General features: G+C 70.7%; 17 protein-coding genes. 8 read left to right on the forward strand and 9 right to left on the reverse strand.

Features of this window, described 5'->3' with window-relative positions; genetic code table 11:
• Positions 1-75: 75 nt before the first annotated feature.
• A complete protein-coding gene (locus ACIBQ6_RS07910) occupies positions 76-945 on the reverse strand; it encodes a DMT family transporter (protein ID WP_397210691.1) in 870 nt (289 codons plus the stop codon).
• Between the two features lie 191 nt (positions 946-1,136).
• On the reverse strand, positions 1,137-1,952 hold the full coding sequence (locus ACIBQ6_RS07915; protein ID WP_397210692.1) for an SAM-dependent methyltransferase: 816 nt from the start codon (positions 1,950-1,952) through the stop codon (positions 1,137-1,139).
• Positions 1,953-2,142: 190 nt separating this feature from the next.
• On the opposite strand from ACIBQ6_RS07915, the gene ACIBQ6_RS07920 reads away from it, so the two are divergent.
• The gene (locus ACIBQ6_RS07920; RefSeq protein ID WP_364330124.1) at positions 2,143-2,430 is read left to right on the forward strand and encodes a PRC-barrel domain containing protein; all 288 of its coding nucleotides are present in this window, start codon (positions 2,143-2,145) and stop codon (positions 2,428-2,430) included.
• Between the two features lie 103 nt (positions 2,431-2,533).
• Here the strand turns inward: ACIBQ6_RS07920 and ACIBQ6_RS07925 are convergent, their stop codons facing one another.
• A complete protein-coding gene (locus ACIBQ6_RS07925) occupies positions 2,534-3,085 on the reverse strand; it encodes a nucleotidyltransferase (protein WP_352319540.1) in 552 nt (183 codons plus the stop codon).
• A gap of 151 nt (positions 3,086-3,236) precedes the next feature.
• On the opposite strand from ACIBQ6_RS07925, the gene ACIBQ6_RS07930 reads away from it, so the two are divergent.
• Positions 3,237-3,722: a DUF1360 domain-containing protein gene (locus tag ACIBQ6_RS07930; protein ID WP_358288293.1), complete on the forward strand. Its 486-nt coding sequence runs from the start codon at positions 3,237-3,239 to the stop codon at positions 3,720-3,722.
• Here ACIBQ6_RS07930 and ACIBQ6_RS07935 read toward each other — a convergent pair.
• The gene (locus ACIBQ6_RS07935; protein ID WP_397210693.1) at positions 3,719-4,672 is read right to left on the reverse strand and encodes a TIGR03557 family F420-dependent LLM class oxidoreductase; all 954 of its coding nucleotides are present in this window, start codon (positions 4,670-4,672) and stop codon (positions 3,719-3,721) included. The genes ACIBQ6_RS07930 and ACIBQ6_RS07935 overlap by 4 nt on opposite strands.
• 71 nt (positions 4,673-4,743) lie before the next feature.
• Here ACIBQ6_RS07935 and ACIBQ6_RS07940 point away from each other — a divergent pair, with 71 nt between their 5' ends.
• Positions 4,744-4,893, forward strand: coding sequence for a GPGG-motif small membrane protein (locus tag ACIBQ6_RS07940; RefSeq protein ID WP_165959640.1), 150 nt, complete (start codon positions 4,744-4,746; stop codon positions 4,891-4,893).
• Positions 4,894-5,029: 136 nt separating this feature from the next.
• Positions 5,030-6,811, forward strand: coding sequence for a PP2C family protein-serine/threonine phosphatase (locus ACIBQ6_RS07945; protein ID WP_397210694.1), 1,782 nt, complete (start codon positions 5,030-5,032; stop codon positions 6,809-6,811).
• 28 nt (positions 6,812-6,839) lie between these two features.
• Here the strand turns inward: ACIBQ6_RS07945 and ACIBQ6_RS07950 are convergent, their stop codons facing one another.
• From ACIBQ6_RS07950 to ACIBQ6_RS07960, 3 genes are read right to left on the reverse strand one after another with little or no spacing between them, the layout of a single operon-like run.
• Entirely contained in the window at positions 6,840-7,580 is a 741-nt protein-coding gene (locus ACIBQ6_RS07950) for a metallophosphoesterase (protein ID WP_358288302.1), read from the reverse strand.
• The gene (locus ACIBQ6_RS07955; protein ID WP_352352068.1) at positions 7,573-7,821 is read right to left on the reverse strand and encodes a BON domain-containing protein; all 249 of its coding nucleotides are present in this window, start codon (positions 7,819-7,821) and stop codon (positions 7,573-7,575) included. Before ACIBQ6_RS07955 ends, ACIBQ6_RS07950 begins: the two co-directional genes overlap by 8 nt.
• A gap of 45 nt (positions 7,822-7,866) precedes the next feature.
• Positions 7,867-8,874 (reverse strand): DNA topoisomerase IB, encoded by a 1,008-nt coding sequence (locus ACIBQ6_RS07960; protein WP_358288305.1) that lies wholly within the window; start codon positions 8,872-8,874, stop codon positions 7,867-7,869.
• Between the two features lie 54 nt (positions 8,875-8,928).
• Between ACIBQ6_RS07960 and ACIBQ6_RS07965 the strand changes: the two genes are divergently transcribed.
• Together ACIBQ6_RS07965 and ACIBQ6_RS07970 are read left to right on the forward strand one after the other, a co-directional pair.
• Positions 8,929-9,195: a hypothetical protein gene (locus ACIBQ6_RS07965; protein ID WP_352319527.1), complete on the forward strand. Its 267-nt coding sequence runs from the start codon at positions 8,929-8,931 to the stop codon at positions 9,193-9,195.
• A gap of 8 nt (positions 9,196-9,203) precedes the next feature.
• A complete protein-coding gene (locus ACIBQ6_RS07970; protein WP_397210695.1) occupies positions 9,204-10,208 on the forward strand; it encodes an SDR family oxidoreductase in 1,005 nt (334 codons plus the stop codon).
• 249 nt (positions 10,209-10,457) lie between these two features.
• On the opposite strand, the gene ACIBQ6_RS07975 is transcribed toward ACIBQ6_RS07970, so the two are convergent.
• Positions 10,458-10,985, reverse strand: a complete 528-nt coding sequence (locus ACIBQ6_RS07975; protein WP_387670874.1) for a GNAT family N-acetyltransferase — start codon at positions 10,983-10,985, stop codon at positions 10,458-10,460.
• A 250-nt stretch (positions 10,986-11,235) separates the two neighbouring features.
• Complete coding sequence (locus ACIBQ6_RS07980; RefSeq protein ID WP_397210696.1) at positions 11,236-11,643, reverse strand: RidA family protein; 408 nt, start codon at positions 11,641-11,643, stop codon at positions 11,236-11,238.
• A gap of 130 nt (positions 11,644-11,773) precedes the next feature.
• Between ACIBQ6_RS07980 and ACIBQ6_RS07985 the strand changes: the two genes are divergently transcribed.
• Both ACIBQ6_RS07985 and ACIBQ6_RS07990 read left to right on the forward strand, forming a co-directional pair.
• Complete coding sequence (locus ACIBQ6_RS07985) at positions 11,774-12,154, forward strand: helix-turn-helix domain-containing protein (RefSeq protein WP_358288320.1); 381 nt, start codon at positions 11,774-11,776, stop codon at positions 12,152-12,154.
• A 211-nt stretch (positions 12,155-12,365) separates the two neighbouring features.
• Positions 12,366-14,192, forward strand: coding sequence for a transketolase (locus ACIBQ6_RS07990; protein WP_397210697.1), 1,827 nt, complete (start codon positions 12,366-12,368; stop codon positions 14,190-14,192).
• The last annotated feature ends 4 nt before the right edge of the window (positions 14,193-14,196 follow it).

Below are 14,196 nucleotides of genomic sequence, written 5' to 3' on the forward strand. Positions count from 1 at the left end.
CCGAAATGAGAGAACGGAGCGACGATACGGCAAGCGTCGCCGTACCGGACCTTAACTCATCACGGGCCCTGGGCCTCACATCTCCGTTTCCGCTTTCAGCGCGAGAACGGCGACCGCGACGAGCAGGAGCGCGCACCCGCCCCAGGCGAGCGGGGTCAGCCGCTCGCCGAACAGCAGGACGCCGATCAGCGCCGCCCCGGCCGCCTCGCCCAGCGAGATGATCGAGACCGTGGTGGCCGGCAACGCGGTGAGCGCCCGGAAGAACAGGCCGTAGGCCAGGGCGGTGGGCACCGCGCCCAAGTAGACCAGCAGCGCCACCGACGACACGGTCAGCTCGGGCAGCACGCCCGCCGGCAGGGCGAAGGGCGCCAGGCAGACCGCCCCGACCGCGAACCCGCCGACCGCGGTGCCCTGCGGGTCGGCCGCCCTGTGATGCCGGGAGAAGAGCGTCACGCCGGCGTACCCGGCGGCCGACAGCAGGGCGTACCCGATGCCGGACAGAGAGCGGGTCTGGACGACGGACTCCCAGGTGAGCAGGACGAGCCCGACCGGCGCGGCGGCCAGCGAGGCGCGGGCGACCGGGCCGAGCGGCTCGCGCAGCAGCAGCCGCCCGCCGAGGGCGGTGATGATCGGCGTGGCGCCCATGGTCACGACGGTCGCGACCGCGACGCCGGACCCGGCGATGGCCGCGAAGTACGCGGTCTGGTAGACGGCCATGCCGGCCCCGACCGGCAGGACGTGCCAGGTGAGCCGGCTCGGACGCGCCGCGCGGCGGGTGAGCGTGAGCAGGAAGGCGGCGCCGAGCAGGTAGCGCCAGAGCGAGACGCCGACCGGGCCGAGGTGGCCCGACTCGAACAGCAGCGCGCCGGCGGCGCCGCCGGTGCCCCAGGCCGTGGCGGCCACGGAGACGTAGACGGCGCCACGGCGGGCGGAGACAGGGGTCATGACAGGAGTTCTCCGGATGGAGTGGTGGGAATGGGCCCGTATGCGGGCAGCAACCACCCCCGGATCGGTCAGACCCGGAGAATCCTGAAACGCCGCCGCCCGCTAGAGGGCCGGCGGCGGGGAGCAGACGAGGAATCGACGCGGCATGGGCGCCACCCTAGCCGTCCGTCCGCCGCGAAGGCTCCCGGGTTTCATGGCTTGCGGGCCACGCCGCCCAGCAGCAGCTCTTCCCAGGGGGCCAGCGGGCCGGGCAGCCGCTCGTCGGGGTGCCATTCGGGGAAGTGCACCACCCCGGGCTCGACCAGCACGAGACCGTCGAAGTACGCCTCGATCGCCGCGCGCTCGCGGAAGTGGCCGGTGCCCATGGTGGCCTGGAGCAGCGCCTCCAGGGCCTTGGCCTTGGGGTTGCCGGAGGCGAGCATGTTGGAGACGGCCAGGTGGCTGCCGGGGGCGAGTTCGGCGACGTACCGCCGGACCAGGCCGTGGGGGTCGTCGGCGTCGGGGAACAGGTGCAGCAGCCCGATGGCCAGCAGGGCCGTGGGCTGGTCGAGGTCGATCAGGCGGCCCAGCTCGGGGTGGCCGAGCACGGCGTCGACGTCGCGGGCGTCGGCGGTGATCGCGGTGGCGTGGGGGTTGCCGCTCAGGATGGCGCGGGCGTGCGGCTCGACCATGGGGTCGATGTCCACGTAGACGACCCTGGTACGGGGGTCGGCGAACTGGGCGACCTCGTGCGTGTTCTCGATGGTCGGCAGCCCGGCGCCGAGGTCGATGATCTGCCTGATGCCCGCCTCGCGGACGAGGAAGTCGACGATCCGGCCGATGAAGGCCCGGTTGCACCAGACGAGGTCGACCACCTCGGGCACGGCGTCCTTGAGCCGGCGCGCCACCGAGCGGTCGACGGAGAAGTTCTCCACGCCGCCGAGCAGGCAGTCGTGCACGCGGGCCACGCTGGGACGCGTGACGTCGACGCCCGGAGGGGCCCACTCCTGCGCCTCGCCGACGGTCATGCGGCCCCCTTTCCAGTGCGTGACGCGGATCGTAGCGGCCGCCACCGACGCTTTGTTGGGGGTTTACCGGAGTCTGTCCGGGTAGCGGAAGTCTTGCCCGAGAAAAGACGGAAGAAGAGAGGAAGAGAGCCCGATGGAGCTCTGGAACTATCGTCCTGACGTCTATGACCGCGGTCAGAGTCTGGATCTCGTGGGGTACCACGTCCAGGCGACCGACGGGAAGATCGGGTCCGTCGACGAGGCGACGTACGAGGTCGGCGAGAGCTACATCATCGTCGACACCGGTCCCTGGATCTTCGGCAAGAAGGTCATGCTGCCGGCGCAGGTCGTCACGCGCATCGACCCTCAGGAGCGCAACGTGCACGTCGCGCGCACCAAGGCCGAGATCAAGGACGCGCCCGAGTTCGACGAGGGCAGCTACAAGGAGACCGAGTACCGCACGCGGCTGGGTGACTACTACGGCCGCTACGGCGGGTGACCCTCGCAGTCTGCCCTAGAGGGAGGGCCGCGTCCGATCGGGGCGCGGCCCTCCGCCCGTTCCGGGCCGCCCTCCTCAGGGCTGCCGGGTCAGGGCCGTCGGGTCAGGGCCACCGGCTCTCGCCGCTGGCCACCACCGGCTCGCTCAGCACGCCCAGCCGCTCCAGCAGCGTCACGAACGTCGTCGCGTACGGCGAGTCGGCCACCACCGCCACCACCCGCGGCCAGTCCACCTGCTCGCGCAGCGCCCGCACCTGGGCCAGCAGGGAGCCGTAGTCGCAGGCGTGCTCCGACAGCGGCAGCAGCCACGAGATGACCAGGTCGGTGGCCTCCAGCACGGGCACGATCACCGCCGACGCCTTCAACGGCTCGGCCCGGTCCAGCAGCTCCTCGGTGATCTCGTGGTCGGAGACCCGGAAGATCAGATCGACCAGCCGGCCCTCGTCGTACGCCTTGACCAGCCAGTCCTCCGGCGGTTTGGCGGTCTCGAAGCCGAGCCCGCGCAGGGCTTCAAGGGCGGCGGGCACGTCATGCTCGGTGAGCACGAAGTCCACGTCGTGCAAGGAGGGGGCGGCGCCTCTGGCGTAGGCCGCGCAGCCGCCGGCCAGCGCGAACTTCACCCCGGCGTCCTTCAGCCCGGAGCTGGCGCGCTTCAACGTGTCAAGGATGGCGTCAGTGACCGCATGACCATGGCTGCTCATGGTTCCGGGCTACCCTCACGATCGTCATGTAGACGTCGGGAACAGCCCAAGAGACAGCCCCGGGGACGGCGCGTAGAGGCAGGGGTTGAGGGTAGCGCCACACCCTATGACCGAGATGCTGGAGAAGACGGAACGGGCCTACGGCAACGGGCATGATCGTCCGCTGGGCGGCTACCTGGGCATCCTCGCCACGTACGGGGCGGGGGTGGCCGGGGCGGCGGCGGCCGCGGTGCTCACCAAGCGGAAGCTGCCCGAGCGGGTCGGCGTTCTCGACCTCGCGCTCATGGCGGCCTGCACGCACAAGGTCTCCCGGCGCCTGGCCAAGGACCCGGTCATGAGCCCCCTGCGGGCGCCCTTCACCAGGTACGAGGGCCAGGGCGGCCCGTCGGAGGTCCAGGAGGAGCCGCGCGGGCCGATGGGCGAGCTGCTGGCCTGCCCGTTCTGCCTGGCCCAGTGGGCGGCCACCGCGTACGCCGTCGGCCTGGTCTTCGCCCCCAGGGTGACCAGGCTCGTCGGCGCCACGATGACCGCGGTGGCCATCTCCGACTGGCTGCAGCTCGGGTACGCCAAGCTGATGAAGTCGGCCGACTAGCGCACCCTGGGGAGCACCTCGCGTTCGTAGAAGTCGAAGAACGCGTCCTGCTCCGTGCCGATCTGGTTGACGTAGACCTCGTCGAACCCCGCGTCCACGTACTCCTTGAGCGCCCGCGCGTGGACCTCGGGGTCGGGGCCGACCGGGCTGCCGCCCACGGCCTCGTCCTCGGTGACCGACTCGGCGAGCTGTTCGAAGTGGCGCGGCAGCGGCAGGATCTGCGACGCCTCCCCCTTGATCCCCTGCGTGGGCCACAGGCGGTGGACGGTCTTGCGCGCGGTGGCCTCGTCGGCGGCGTAGCACGCCTTGAGGCCGCCGAGCGCCGGTTTGCCCGCGCCGCCCGCCTCGCGGAACGTGGTGACCGACTCGGCGTCCGGCGCGGTGGAGATGTAGCCGTCGGCCAGCCGGCCGGCCAGCGTCGTGGACTTCTCCCCGAACCCCGACATCAGGATGGGCACCGGCTCGTCGGGAAGCGTGTAGAGCCGGGCCGTGTCCACGCGGTAGTGGGCGCCCCGGTGGGTCACCAGCCTGCCGGTGAACAACTCGCGCATCAGCCCGACCGCCTCTTCGAGCATCTCCAGGCGTTCGCTGAGCGGGGGCCAGCGCGACTCGACGACGTGCTCGTTCAGCGCCTCGCCGGTGCCCACGCCGAGCCGGAAACGTCCGCCGGTGAGCGCCCCGGTGGTGGCGGCGGCCTGGGCGACGACGACCGGGTGCGTACGGATGAGGGGGCAGGTGACGGCGGTGGTGATGGGCAGGGAGGTCGCCTCGGCCAGCGCGCCGATCACGGACCAGACGAAGGGCGCCTGGCCCTGCTCGTCCAGCCAGGGGTGGAAGTGGTCGGAGATCCACAGAGCCTCGAAACCGGCGCGTTCGGCGGCTTTGGCCTGACGTACCAGTTCTTTGGGCCCGTGTTCCTCACACGACAAGAAATAGCCGAATGTCGTCATGAATCACCACCTGCCCGTTACGGCGGAGGAAAACATGTTACTGAGTCGCGCGTGGGGGCAGTTGCAGTCACATGGCTACTTTGCTTTGGATCATCGCCGTAATCCTCGTCATCTCCGGGATCTACGTGATTCTGGCCCGTCGCGACCTCCTCTGGGGGATCGTGCTCATCGTCCTCGGCTTCCTCGTGGGCCCGGGCGGGGTCAGCATCTTCAATGTGTAGGGCGCACGCCGCCCCGCACTCCGTCCGTGACAACCCGCTGGGCCGAACCTCGAGAACGGCCCAGCGGTCCACCTAATTTGGCCGAAATATCAGCACCACCAGCCCTCAATCCCGAATGATCGGGCATGGGGAGCGAGTGAGCAGATTTCCGTCGTTCAGCCGCTACGAGATGAACGCGGCTTCGGCACGGGTCCGTGAGCAACTTGTTCACGTCCGCCGCCACCTGCGTACCCAGGCCATCCTCGACGAGGCCACGGCCCGCCTGGCCACCCGGCTCAACATCCGCCCAGGCGAGGCCGCCGAGCAACTCGCCAGGATGGCCCAGCACAGCGGTCTTGACCTGACCGAGGTCGCGAAGGGCATCGAACGGCCGTCCGAGCAGGTGCTCGAACGGCCCGAGGTGCCCGAGTGGGTACGCGGCATGCTGGCGGGCGTGCACGCCTCGGCCCTCTTCCTCACCCCCGTCCGCGACGACGCGGGCCGCGTCGTGGACTTCCTCGTCCTGGCCGCCAACACGCACGCCAGGACCCCCGCCGGGCGCACGGCCGACGACCTGGCCGGGCGCCGCCTGCTGTCGGTCAGCCCCGGCGTGGCCAGTTCCGGCCTGCTGGACGACTACATCGCCGTGTACGAGTCGGGCGAGTCCCTGCACCACATGCCGCTGGAGTTCGTCGAGGCCATGGACTACCGGCTGTGGCCGGCCACCCTGGCCGTGCGCGCCGCGCGCGTGGACGAGGGCCTGCTGGTGAGCTGGCGCATCCTCGACGACGAGGAGCTGCTGGTCTCCGGCTGGGAACGCGCCCAGCGCCTGGCCGAGCTGGGCTGGGGCGAGTGGAACCTGGCGACCGAGCGCACCCTGTGGACGCCGCAGATGTACGAGATGTTCGGCCGCGCCCGCGCCGACGGCCCCATGCCCCTGGAGGAACTGCCCGCCGTGGTGGTCGCCGAGGACCTCCCCGTCATGGACGAGCAGATCCGCACGCTGCTGGAGTTCCGCGAGGCCGTGGAGAACGAGTTCCGCATCCAGCACCGGCACGGCGTACGCCACCTGTGCGTCTACAGCGAGCCGATCCTCGACGGGGACGGCGTGCCGGTCAAGGTCCGCTGCCTGGTCCAGGACGTCACCAAGAACCGCCGCAGGGAACGCGCGCTGGCCGTGGCGCACGAGCAGGCGACCAAGGAGAAGGAACGGGCCGAGCAGGAGCACCGGATCACCGTCCAGCTGCAGAACACGATCCTGCCGATCCGCCGGGGCCTCATCCAGCTGCCGGGGCTCGCCGTCGGCGTGCGTTACCTGCCGAGCGAGGACCTGGCCAGGCTCGGCGGCGACTGGTTCAAGGCCCGGCTGATCACCGACGGCCGCGTGCTGCTGGCCATCGGCGACGCCATGGGCCACGGCCTGACCGCCGCCAGCATCATGTTGCAGATGCGCTCGGGGCTGGCCGGCCTGGCGTACACCGGCGCTCCCGCCGGTCAGCTCGCCACCTGGCTGAACGACCTCATCGTGCACTCCAACGAGGACGTCACCGTCACCGGAACCGCGATCATCGGCCACTTCGACCCCGAGCGCCGCACGTTCGCCTGGACCAACGCCGGGCACCCCGCGCCCGTCCTCATCAGGGACGGGCACGGGCAGGCCATCGACGGGGTCACCGGCACGCTGCTGGGGGCCTTCGACGCGGCCGAGTACGACATGACCGTCACCCAGCTCGAACCCGGCGACACCCTGGTCCTGTACACCGACGGCGTCGTGGAGCGGCGCGGGCAGGACCTGGACGTCGGCATGGCCGCGCTCCTGCGGGCCTCGCGCTCGTGCGTGGGGGACGATCCCGAGCAGATGATCGACTGTCTGTTGCGGCGGCTCGGCGCCGACGACTCCACCGACGACGTGTGCGTGATCGCCGCACGCGTGTTGTGACGCCTCCCGCGGGGTCAGTCGTCCGGGGTCAGTCGTCGTAATCGTTGCCCGGCTCCTCCAGGCAGTAGACGCCGTACGCCCTGCCGAGGACGGGCAGGGCGACGTTGCGCACCCGGATGCCGCCCGAGGTCATGCCCTTCTCCGTGCCCTTGTGGGCGTGCCCGTGCAGGATGAGGTCGGCGCCCGCCGTGTCCACCGCCTCGGCCAGCAGGTAGCTGCCGAGGAAGGGGTAGATCTCCAGCGGCTCGCCCTCCAGCGTCTCCTTGATCGGGGAGTAGTGGGACAGCACCACGCGCTGGTCGGCCACGAGCTCCTTGAGCGCGACCTTCCACGCCTCGGCGATGTAGCGCGTGTGGGAGATGAAGTTCTTGATCTCGCGCTCGCCGAACTCGCTGGCGCTCTTGCCGGCGAACCCGCCGCCGAACCCCTTGCCGCCGACCACGCCCAGCTTCCGGTCACCGCACTGGATCACCGTGCCGTCGTCGTCGAGCACGATGACGCCGGCGTCGCGCAGCTCGGCGGCGATCTCGTACTGCAGGTCGGAGTGGTAGTCGTGGTTGCCCAGGACCGCCACGGTGGGGATGGGCAGGCCGCGCAGCTCGTCGGCCACGACCCGGCCCTCCTCCAGCGTGCCGTGCCGGGTGAGGTCTCCCGCGACCATGAACACGTCGGCACGTTCCTCGATGCCCTCAAGCCTGCGCCGGTACTGGCCTCTGACGTCCTCGCCCAGGTGGATGTCGCCCACCGCCGCTATTCGCAGGTCAGTCAAGATGCTCATCCTCCCCCAGCACCGAGACGTCGACCACGCGTATCTCGTTGTGCAGGTGCAGCTGGGGCGCGATCTCCCGCGCCACCTGGCCGAGCCTGTCGCGCTGCTCGGCTCCGCTCACCTGACCACGCAGGAACAACTGGTCGCCGCGGACGTCGACCCGGATGCCCAGCTCGTTCGTGCGTCCGTCCTCGGCCAGCGCCTGTTGGACGCGGGCCGCGACGTACTGCGGAGCTTCCATCGCTTGCCTCCTTCTATTGTCGCCGCATGCCCGGGGATTAACGGCTCAAACGGCGCGAATAAGGTCTATAACGGCCCGTTCCACCGTCCCGTGGGTGGCGAGCTGCCCGTAATCGGCGTCCGCTCCGAGCTCGGTGAGGGCCCCGGCGATCGTCCTGTCCTGGTCGTACGCCTCCACCACCCGCGGGTCCACGTACGACGCCCGCGCCACGGTCGGCGTGTTGCCCAGATACTCGGCCACCTCCCGCATCACCCGGGTCACCGCCCGCTTCCTGGCGGTGCCGTTCCCCCGCGCGTGCTTGGAGACCGCCAGGCCCACAGCGGCCAGGACGGTCGCGTGCCAGGTGCGGAAGTCCTTGGCGCTGACCTCGCAGCCGAGCAGTTCGCGCAGGTAGTCGTTGATGTCCTCGCTCTTGACGTCGCCCCAGCCGCCCTCCGGACGGCGGTACCGGAGCAGTTCGCCCTCCGCGCCGAGCGCCTTGAGCGAACGCAGCACCGTGCAGGCTCCGGGGTCGGCCACCACGACCTCGCGGGAGATGTCCCCCTTAGCCTGGTAGGCGCAGGTCACGACGCCGTTGCTGCAGGTCACGTGGTCCATCCGCAGGGTGGCCAGACCGTAGGTGTCGTAGCTCTCGCCGCCGATCCTGAAGAAGCCGACGTCCAGCAGGCGGGCGGCGGCGGCCAGCACCCGGTCCCGGGTCAGGCCGCGGCCCTTGAGGCGGTCGTCCACGGCCTTGCGGAAGGCGGGCAGGCGCTCGGCCACCTCCAGCACGTGGTCGAACTTCGCCTTGTCCTGCTGCTCGCGCCAGAGGTCGTGGTAGCGGTACTGCCGGCGTCCGGCCGCGTCCACGCCGACGGCCTGGAGGTGGCCGTACGGGGAGGGACAGATCCAGACGTCCTTCCACGCCGGGGGGATGACGAGCGACCTGATGCGCTCCAGCGTCGCCTTGTCGCGCACCGGCCGCCCGTCCGGTCCTTCGTAGCTGAACCCGCGCCCCCGACGGCGCCGGACGATCCCCGGCTCACTCTGGTCACTGGGATGTAGCTCGGGCACGCAGGGCGGCTACCCAGCACGTTAGGCAACAAACAGGACGGGCAGGTGAGCGGCATGCCTGAGAACACGGATGACGGTAGATGGCACGAAGAGGGTGACCGGAAGGGCCACCCCATGGTGCCCGCCACACCGCGCGACGTGGTGCACATCAGGGTGGGATCGTTCATCCTGGTGTTCCTCTTCGCGTTCACGGTGCTGGGACTCATAGCAGGCGCGCCTGTGATGGCAGGGATCGCGATCGTGCTGTTCATCATCACGATCGTCGACATCGCCCTGGCGATCCGGCGGCAGAAGGACCGAAACACGGGAGAGGCAGGCTGACAACCGACATGGCATCCCTTCGAGGACGCGTGGTAGTGGTGACGGGCGCGAGCGGCGGGGTCGGGCGGGCGGTGGTACGCGAGCTGGGCGCTCGCGGCGCTCGGGTGGCCCTGATCGCCCGCGGCACGGCGGGCCTGGGCGCGGCCGCCGTGGACGTGGGAACCGCGGGCGGGGACGCGAAGGTCTACGAGGCGGACGTGGCCGACTACGAGCAGGTGAAGGCGGCGGCGGAGCGCGTCGAGGCGGAGATGGGACCGATCTCGACCTGGATCAACACCGCCTTTTCCTCAGTCTTCGCCAAGTTCACCGATATTTCGCCGGATGAGTACGCTCGTACCACTTCGGTGACGTATCTCGGTTATGTGTGGGGAACCAAGGTCGCCCTCGACCTCATGGGCCCCCGCAACGCCGGGACCATCGTCCAGGTCGGCTCGGCCCTGAGCCATCGCGGCATCCCCCTCCAGTCGGCGTACTGCGGGGCCAAGCACGCCATCAAGGGCTTCACCGAGTCGCTGCGCACCGAGCTCCTGGCCGACCGGAGCGGCGTCGACGTCACGCTGGTCCAGCTCCCCGCGGTCAACACCCCTCAGTTCGAGTGGGTCCTGTCCAAGCTGCGGCGGCACCCCCAGCCCGTACCCCCGATCTACCAGCCGGAGGTCGCGGCGCGCGCCATCGTGTACGCCGCCGAGCACCCCGGACGCAAGGAATACTGGGTGGGCGCCAGCACCGCGGCCACCCTCATGGCCCAGCGCGTCGCCCCCGCCCTGGTGGACCGGTACCTGGCCAGGACCGGCATCCAGTCCCAGCAGACGGACGAGAAGCAGCCGAGCGGGGTGTCGAACCTCTGGGAGCCGGCCGACGAGGACAAGGACTACGGGGCGCACGGCACGTTCGACCGGCGCTCCCACGGCCACAGCCCGCAGGTGTGGCTCTCCCAGCACCGGCGGGCGGTGATGGTGGCTGTGGGGGGTGTGGCCGCGGCGGTCACGGTGGCCCGCCGGCTCGCTCGCTGACCGGGGGCCTTTCTCTGGCCCCCGCCCGGCACCTGGTTACCGGGTGGGCAGCGGGAGCCCATCCCGGACCAGGCGCGCAGCGACGTGTCCTCTGCCGATGTGCCGGCCATGCCCCTACCGTCCGACCTGGCAGCGGACCTACTCCTCCTCCACCAGCCGCCCCAAAGATCACTGGCCGGGCAACGGGAGCGTCCTCCAACCACTGCGATCTTCAGAGCCGCAGCACTCGGCTCCAAGGGGCCCCGCGGATCAAGGCAGTTCGGCTCGCCCCGGCAAGGCTCGCTCCAGCTCGATCAAAGCCAGCGCAGGCCCCTCCTCGAACTCGTGGTCGTGGGTCCTGCCGGTCTCGGTGAAGCCGTTCTTGGCGTAGAAGCGGCGGGCCTGGGCCGAGTCCCGGAGCGTCCACAGGTGCACGTCGTCGTACCCGGCGTCGCGTGCCGCGTCCAGGACGGCCGTCAGCAGAACGCCGGCGATGCCGCTGCCCCAGACGTCCGGATGGGCGAAGAAGGTATAAATCTCCGCGGAGCCGGGACGGGAAGTGGAGGCCCCGAACCGGGCGAAGGCCCCGGGCCGCTCGTTCAGGCGCGCCAGCAGGATCGGATCCCCGCCCTCGGCCAGGATGCCGTGCCACTTGCCGCGCCGCTCCTCGATCCCGGCCGCGGCGACCTTCGGCGCACACAACGGGCCGTGCGAGACGCCCCAGGACAGGGCGTGGATCTCGCCGAGGACGTCCCCGTCGCCGGGTTGCGCGGGGTGGACCGTGATCACGTCAGGCATGCCTCAGACACTACTGTCAGCCGCCGTCGCCGGCCCCGCCAGGGGACGGGGATTCGACCTGCCGGCCCGCCTCCCCATCCACTTGGACTTGGCAGATCAGACAGGCATACGCGCGCCGATCCCCCATCCGAGGGCAGCACCGCGACGCCGAAGATCGCGTTGTCGCATCCTGCCCTTGCTCAACTGAGCACAACTGAGAAGTGGGGTTTCAACGACGTTTCTCAGTTGCTCTCAGTACGTCGCGCGTCCCTTACGGGAGGATCGCGGTGGCTTCGACCTCGACCAGGTGGTCCGGGACGGACAGGGCCGCCACGCCCAGCAGGGTCGCCGGTGGGGTCGCCGTCGTGCCCAGTTTCGCCTTCGCCCGGGAGATCCCGTCCAGGAGCGCGGGCATCTTGTCGGGGGTCCAGTCCACGACGTGGACGGTCAGCTTCGCCACGTCGTCGAACGACCCGCCGGCCCCGGCGACGGCGGTGGCGACGTTGAGGTAGCACTGTTCGACCTGCGCGGCGAGGTCGCCCGCGTCGACGGTCGTGCCCTCGGCGTCCCAGGAGACCTGGCCGGCGACGAAGATCAGCCTCGTTCCCGACGCGACCGCCGTCTGGTGGTAGACGTCGATCTCGGGCAGGCCCTCGGGGTTCAGCAGGGTGACGGGCATGGCGTGCGCCTCCTGACAGGGGGGCCGGAACGCGCATACGACCCCCAAGACTCTCTTGTGGTTACTGAGGAACTGTAGGAGAGTGTCCGCTGACGTGGAAGAACGCACTTTTCAGTGACTGGGGAACCTCATGGTGACCAAGCAGTTCAAGGGCTCGGACGGCGCGGCGGACCTGAGGCGGGCCGACTCCCTGGCGCGGGAGATCTTCACGGACGTCGCCAACAAGTGGGCGTTCCTGATCATCGAGGCCATCGGCGAGGGCACCCTGCGGTTCGGCGAGCTGCGCGACCAGGTCGAGGGCATCAGCCACAAGATGCTCACCCAGAACCTGCGCATGCTGGAGCGCAACGGGCTGGTCGAGCGGACGGTGTATCCGACCGTGCCGCCGCGGGTGGAGTACACGCTCACCGAGCCGGGACGGGCCCTGCGCGCGACGGTCGACGCGATGTGCGCGTGGACGCAGCGCCACCTCGGCGACATCGAGGCCGCCCGCCGCCGCTTCGACGCCTGACGCCGCCCGCGAACCGCCCAGGGACCGCCCAGACGGGGACCGCCCAGGGGGACCGCCCATGGGGGGGACCCGTCCACACGGAAACCACGCACGCGCGGACCACCCGGGCGAGGGAGGTTTCAACTGCCGACAAATGGGGTCAGCTGACGTCAAGCCCGAGTTAAGCGCCGCGCAGGGGGTAGGCGGCGTGAAACTCACGAGGAGGGTCTTGATGCCTGAACGCGATCTCCAGTACTTGACCGAACTGGCCGCGCAGCTGCGCGTCGACTCCGTGCGCGCCGCCGCGGCGGCCGGTTCCGGACACCCCACCTCGTCGATGTCGGCCGCGGACCTGATGGCCGTGCTGTTCTCCTGCCACCTCAGGTACGACTTCGACCGCCCCGACAACCCCGGCAACGACCACCTGATCTTCTCCAAGGGCCACGCCTCCCCCCTTCTCTACTCGCTCTACAAGGCGGCGAAGGTCATCGACGACGAGGAGCTGCTGTCGTTCCGGCGCCGGGGCAGCCGGCTGGAGGGGCACCCCACCCCCCGGCTGCCCTGGGTGGACGTCGCGACCGGCTCGCTCGGTCAGGGGCTGCCGGTGGGCGTGGGCGTGGCCATGGCGGGACGGCTGGAACGGCTGCCGTACCGGGTGTGGGTGCTGTGCGGTGACAGTGAGCTGGCCGAGGGGTCCATCTGGGAGGCGGCCGAGCACGCCGGGGCCGAGGGGCTGGCCAACCTGGTCGTGATCGTGGACGTGAACCGGCTGGGGCAGCGCGGCCCGACCCGGCACGGATGGGACACGGGGGCGTACGCGCGCCGGTTCGGCGCCTTCGGCTGGCACACGATCGAGATCGACGGCCACGACCCCGGCCAGATCGACTTCGCGCTGGGGGACGCCTGCAACACCCGCCGGCGTCCCACCGTGATCCTGGCCAAGACGCGCAAGGGCGAGGGGGTCGTCGAGGTCGAGAACCGGGAGGGCGCGCACGGCAAGGCGCTCAAGGACCCCGACAAGGCCATCGACGAGCTGGGCGGGCCGCGCAGCGTCCAGGTGGACGTGCACCGGCCGGAGGGCGAGGCCGAGCCGTTCCACTTCGACCCGCGCCCGGCGACGTTGCCGGCGTACGAGGTCGGCGCGAAGGCGGCGACCAGGGCGGCGTTCGGCGCGGCGCTGACGGCGCTCGGCGCGGCCCGCGGCGACGTGGTGGCGCTGGACGGCGAGGTGGCCGACTCGACCAAGACCGAGGAGTTCGGCCAGGCGTTCCCCGAGCGCTTCTTCGAGATGTACATCGCCGAGCAGCAGCTCGTGGCGGCGGCCGTCGGCCTGTCGGTGCGCGGCTGGACCCCGTACGCGGCCACCTTCGCGGCGTTCCTGACCAGGGCGCACGACTTCATCAGGATGGCCGGCGTGAGCCAGGCGTCGATCCGGCTGGTCGGCTCGCACGCCGGCGTCTCGATCGGCGAGGACGGCCCCTCGCAGATGGGCCTGGAGGACCTGGCCATGATGCGGGCGGTGTACGGCAGCACGGTGCTGTACCCGTGCGACGCCAACCAGGCGGCGGCGCTGACCGTCGAGATGGCGGACGTGTCAGGGGTGTCCTACCTGCGCACCACCCGCGGCGAGACGCCGGTCATCTACCCGCCCGGCGAACGTTTCCCGGTGGGCGGCTCGCGGGTGCTGCGGCGCTCGCCCGACGACCGGGCCACGATCGTGGCGGCCGGGATCACGGTCCACGAGGCGCTGGCGGCGGCCGACGAGCTGACGGCGGCCGGCATCCCGGTCGGCGTGATCGACCTGTACTCGATCAAGCCGGTGGACGCGGCGGTGCTGGTGGAGGCCGCCACGACGACGGGCAACCTGATCACGGTCGAGGATCACCGGCTGGAGGGCGGTCTCGGCGACGCCGTGCTGGACGCCGTCAGCGAGCTCGGCCCGCGGGTGGTGAAGCTCGCCGTGACCGGGTTGCCCGGGTCGGCGACGCCTGAGGAACAGCTCGCGGACGCCCGCATAGACCGCCACGCGATTGCCGAGGCGGTCAAGCGGTTGTTGTGAAGGA

The sequence above is a fragment of the Nonomuraea sp. NPDC049655 genome (assembly GCF_044465465.1).
Classification (GTDB): domain Bacteria; phylum Actinomycetota; class Actinomycetes; order Streptosporangiales; family Streptosporangiaceae; genus Nonomuraea.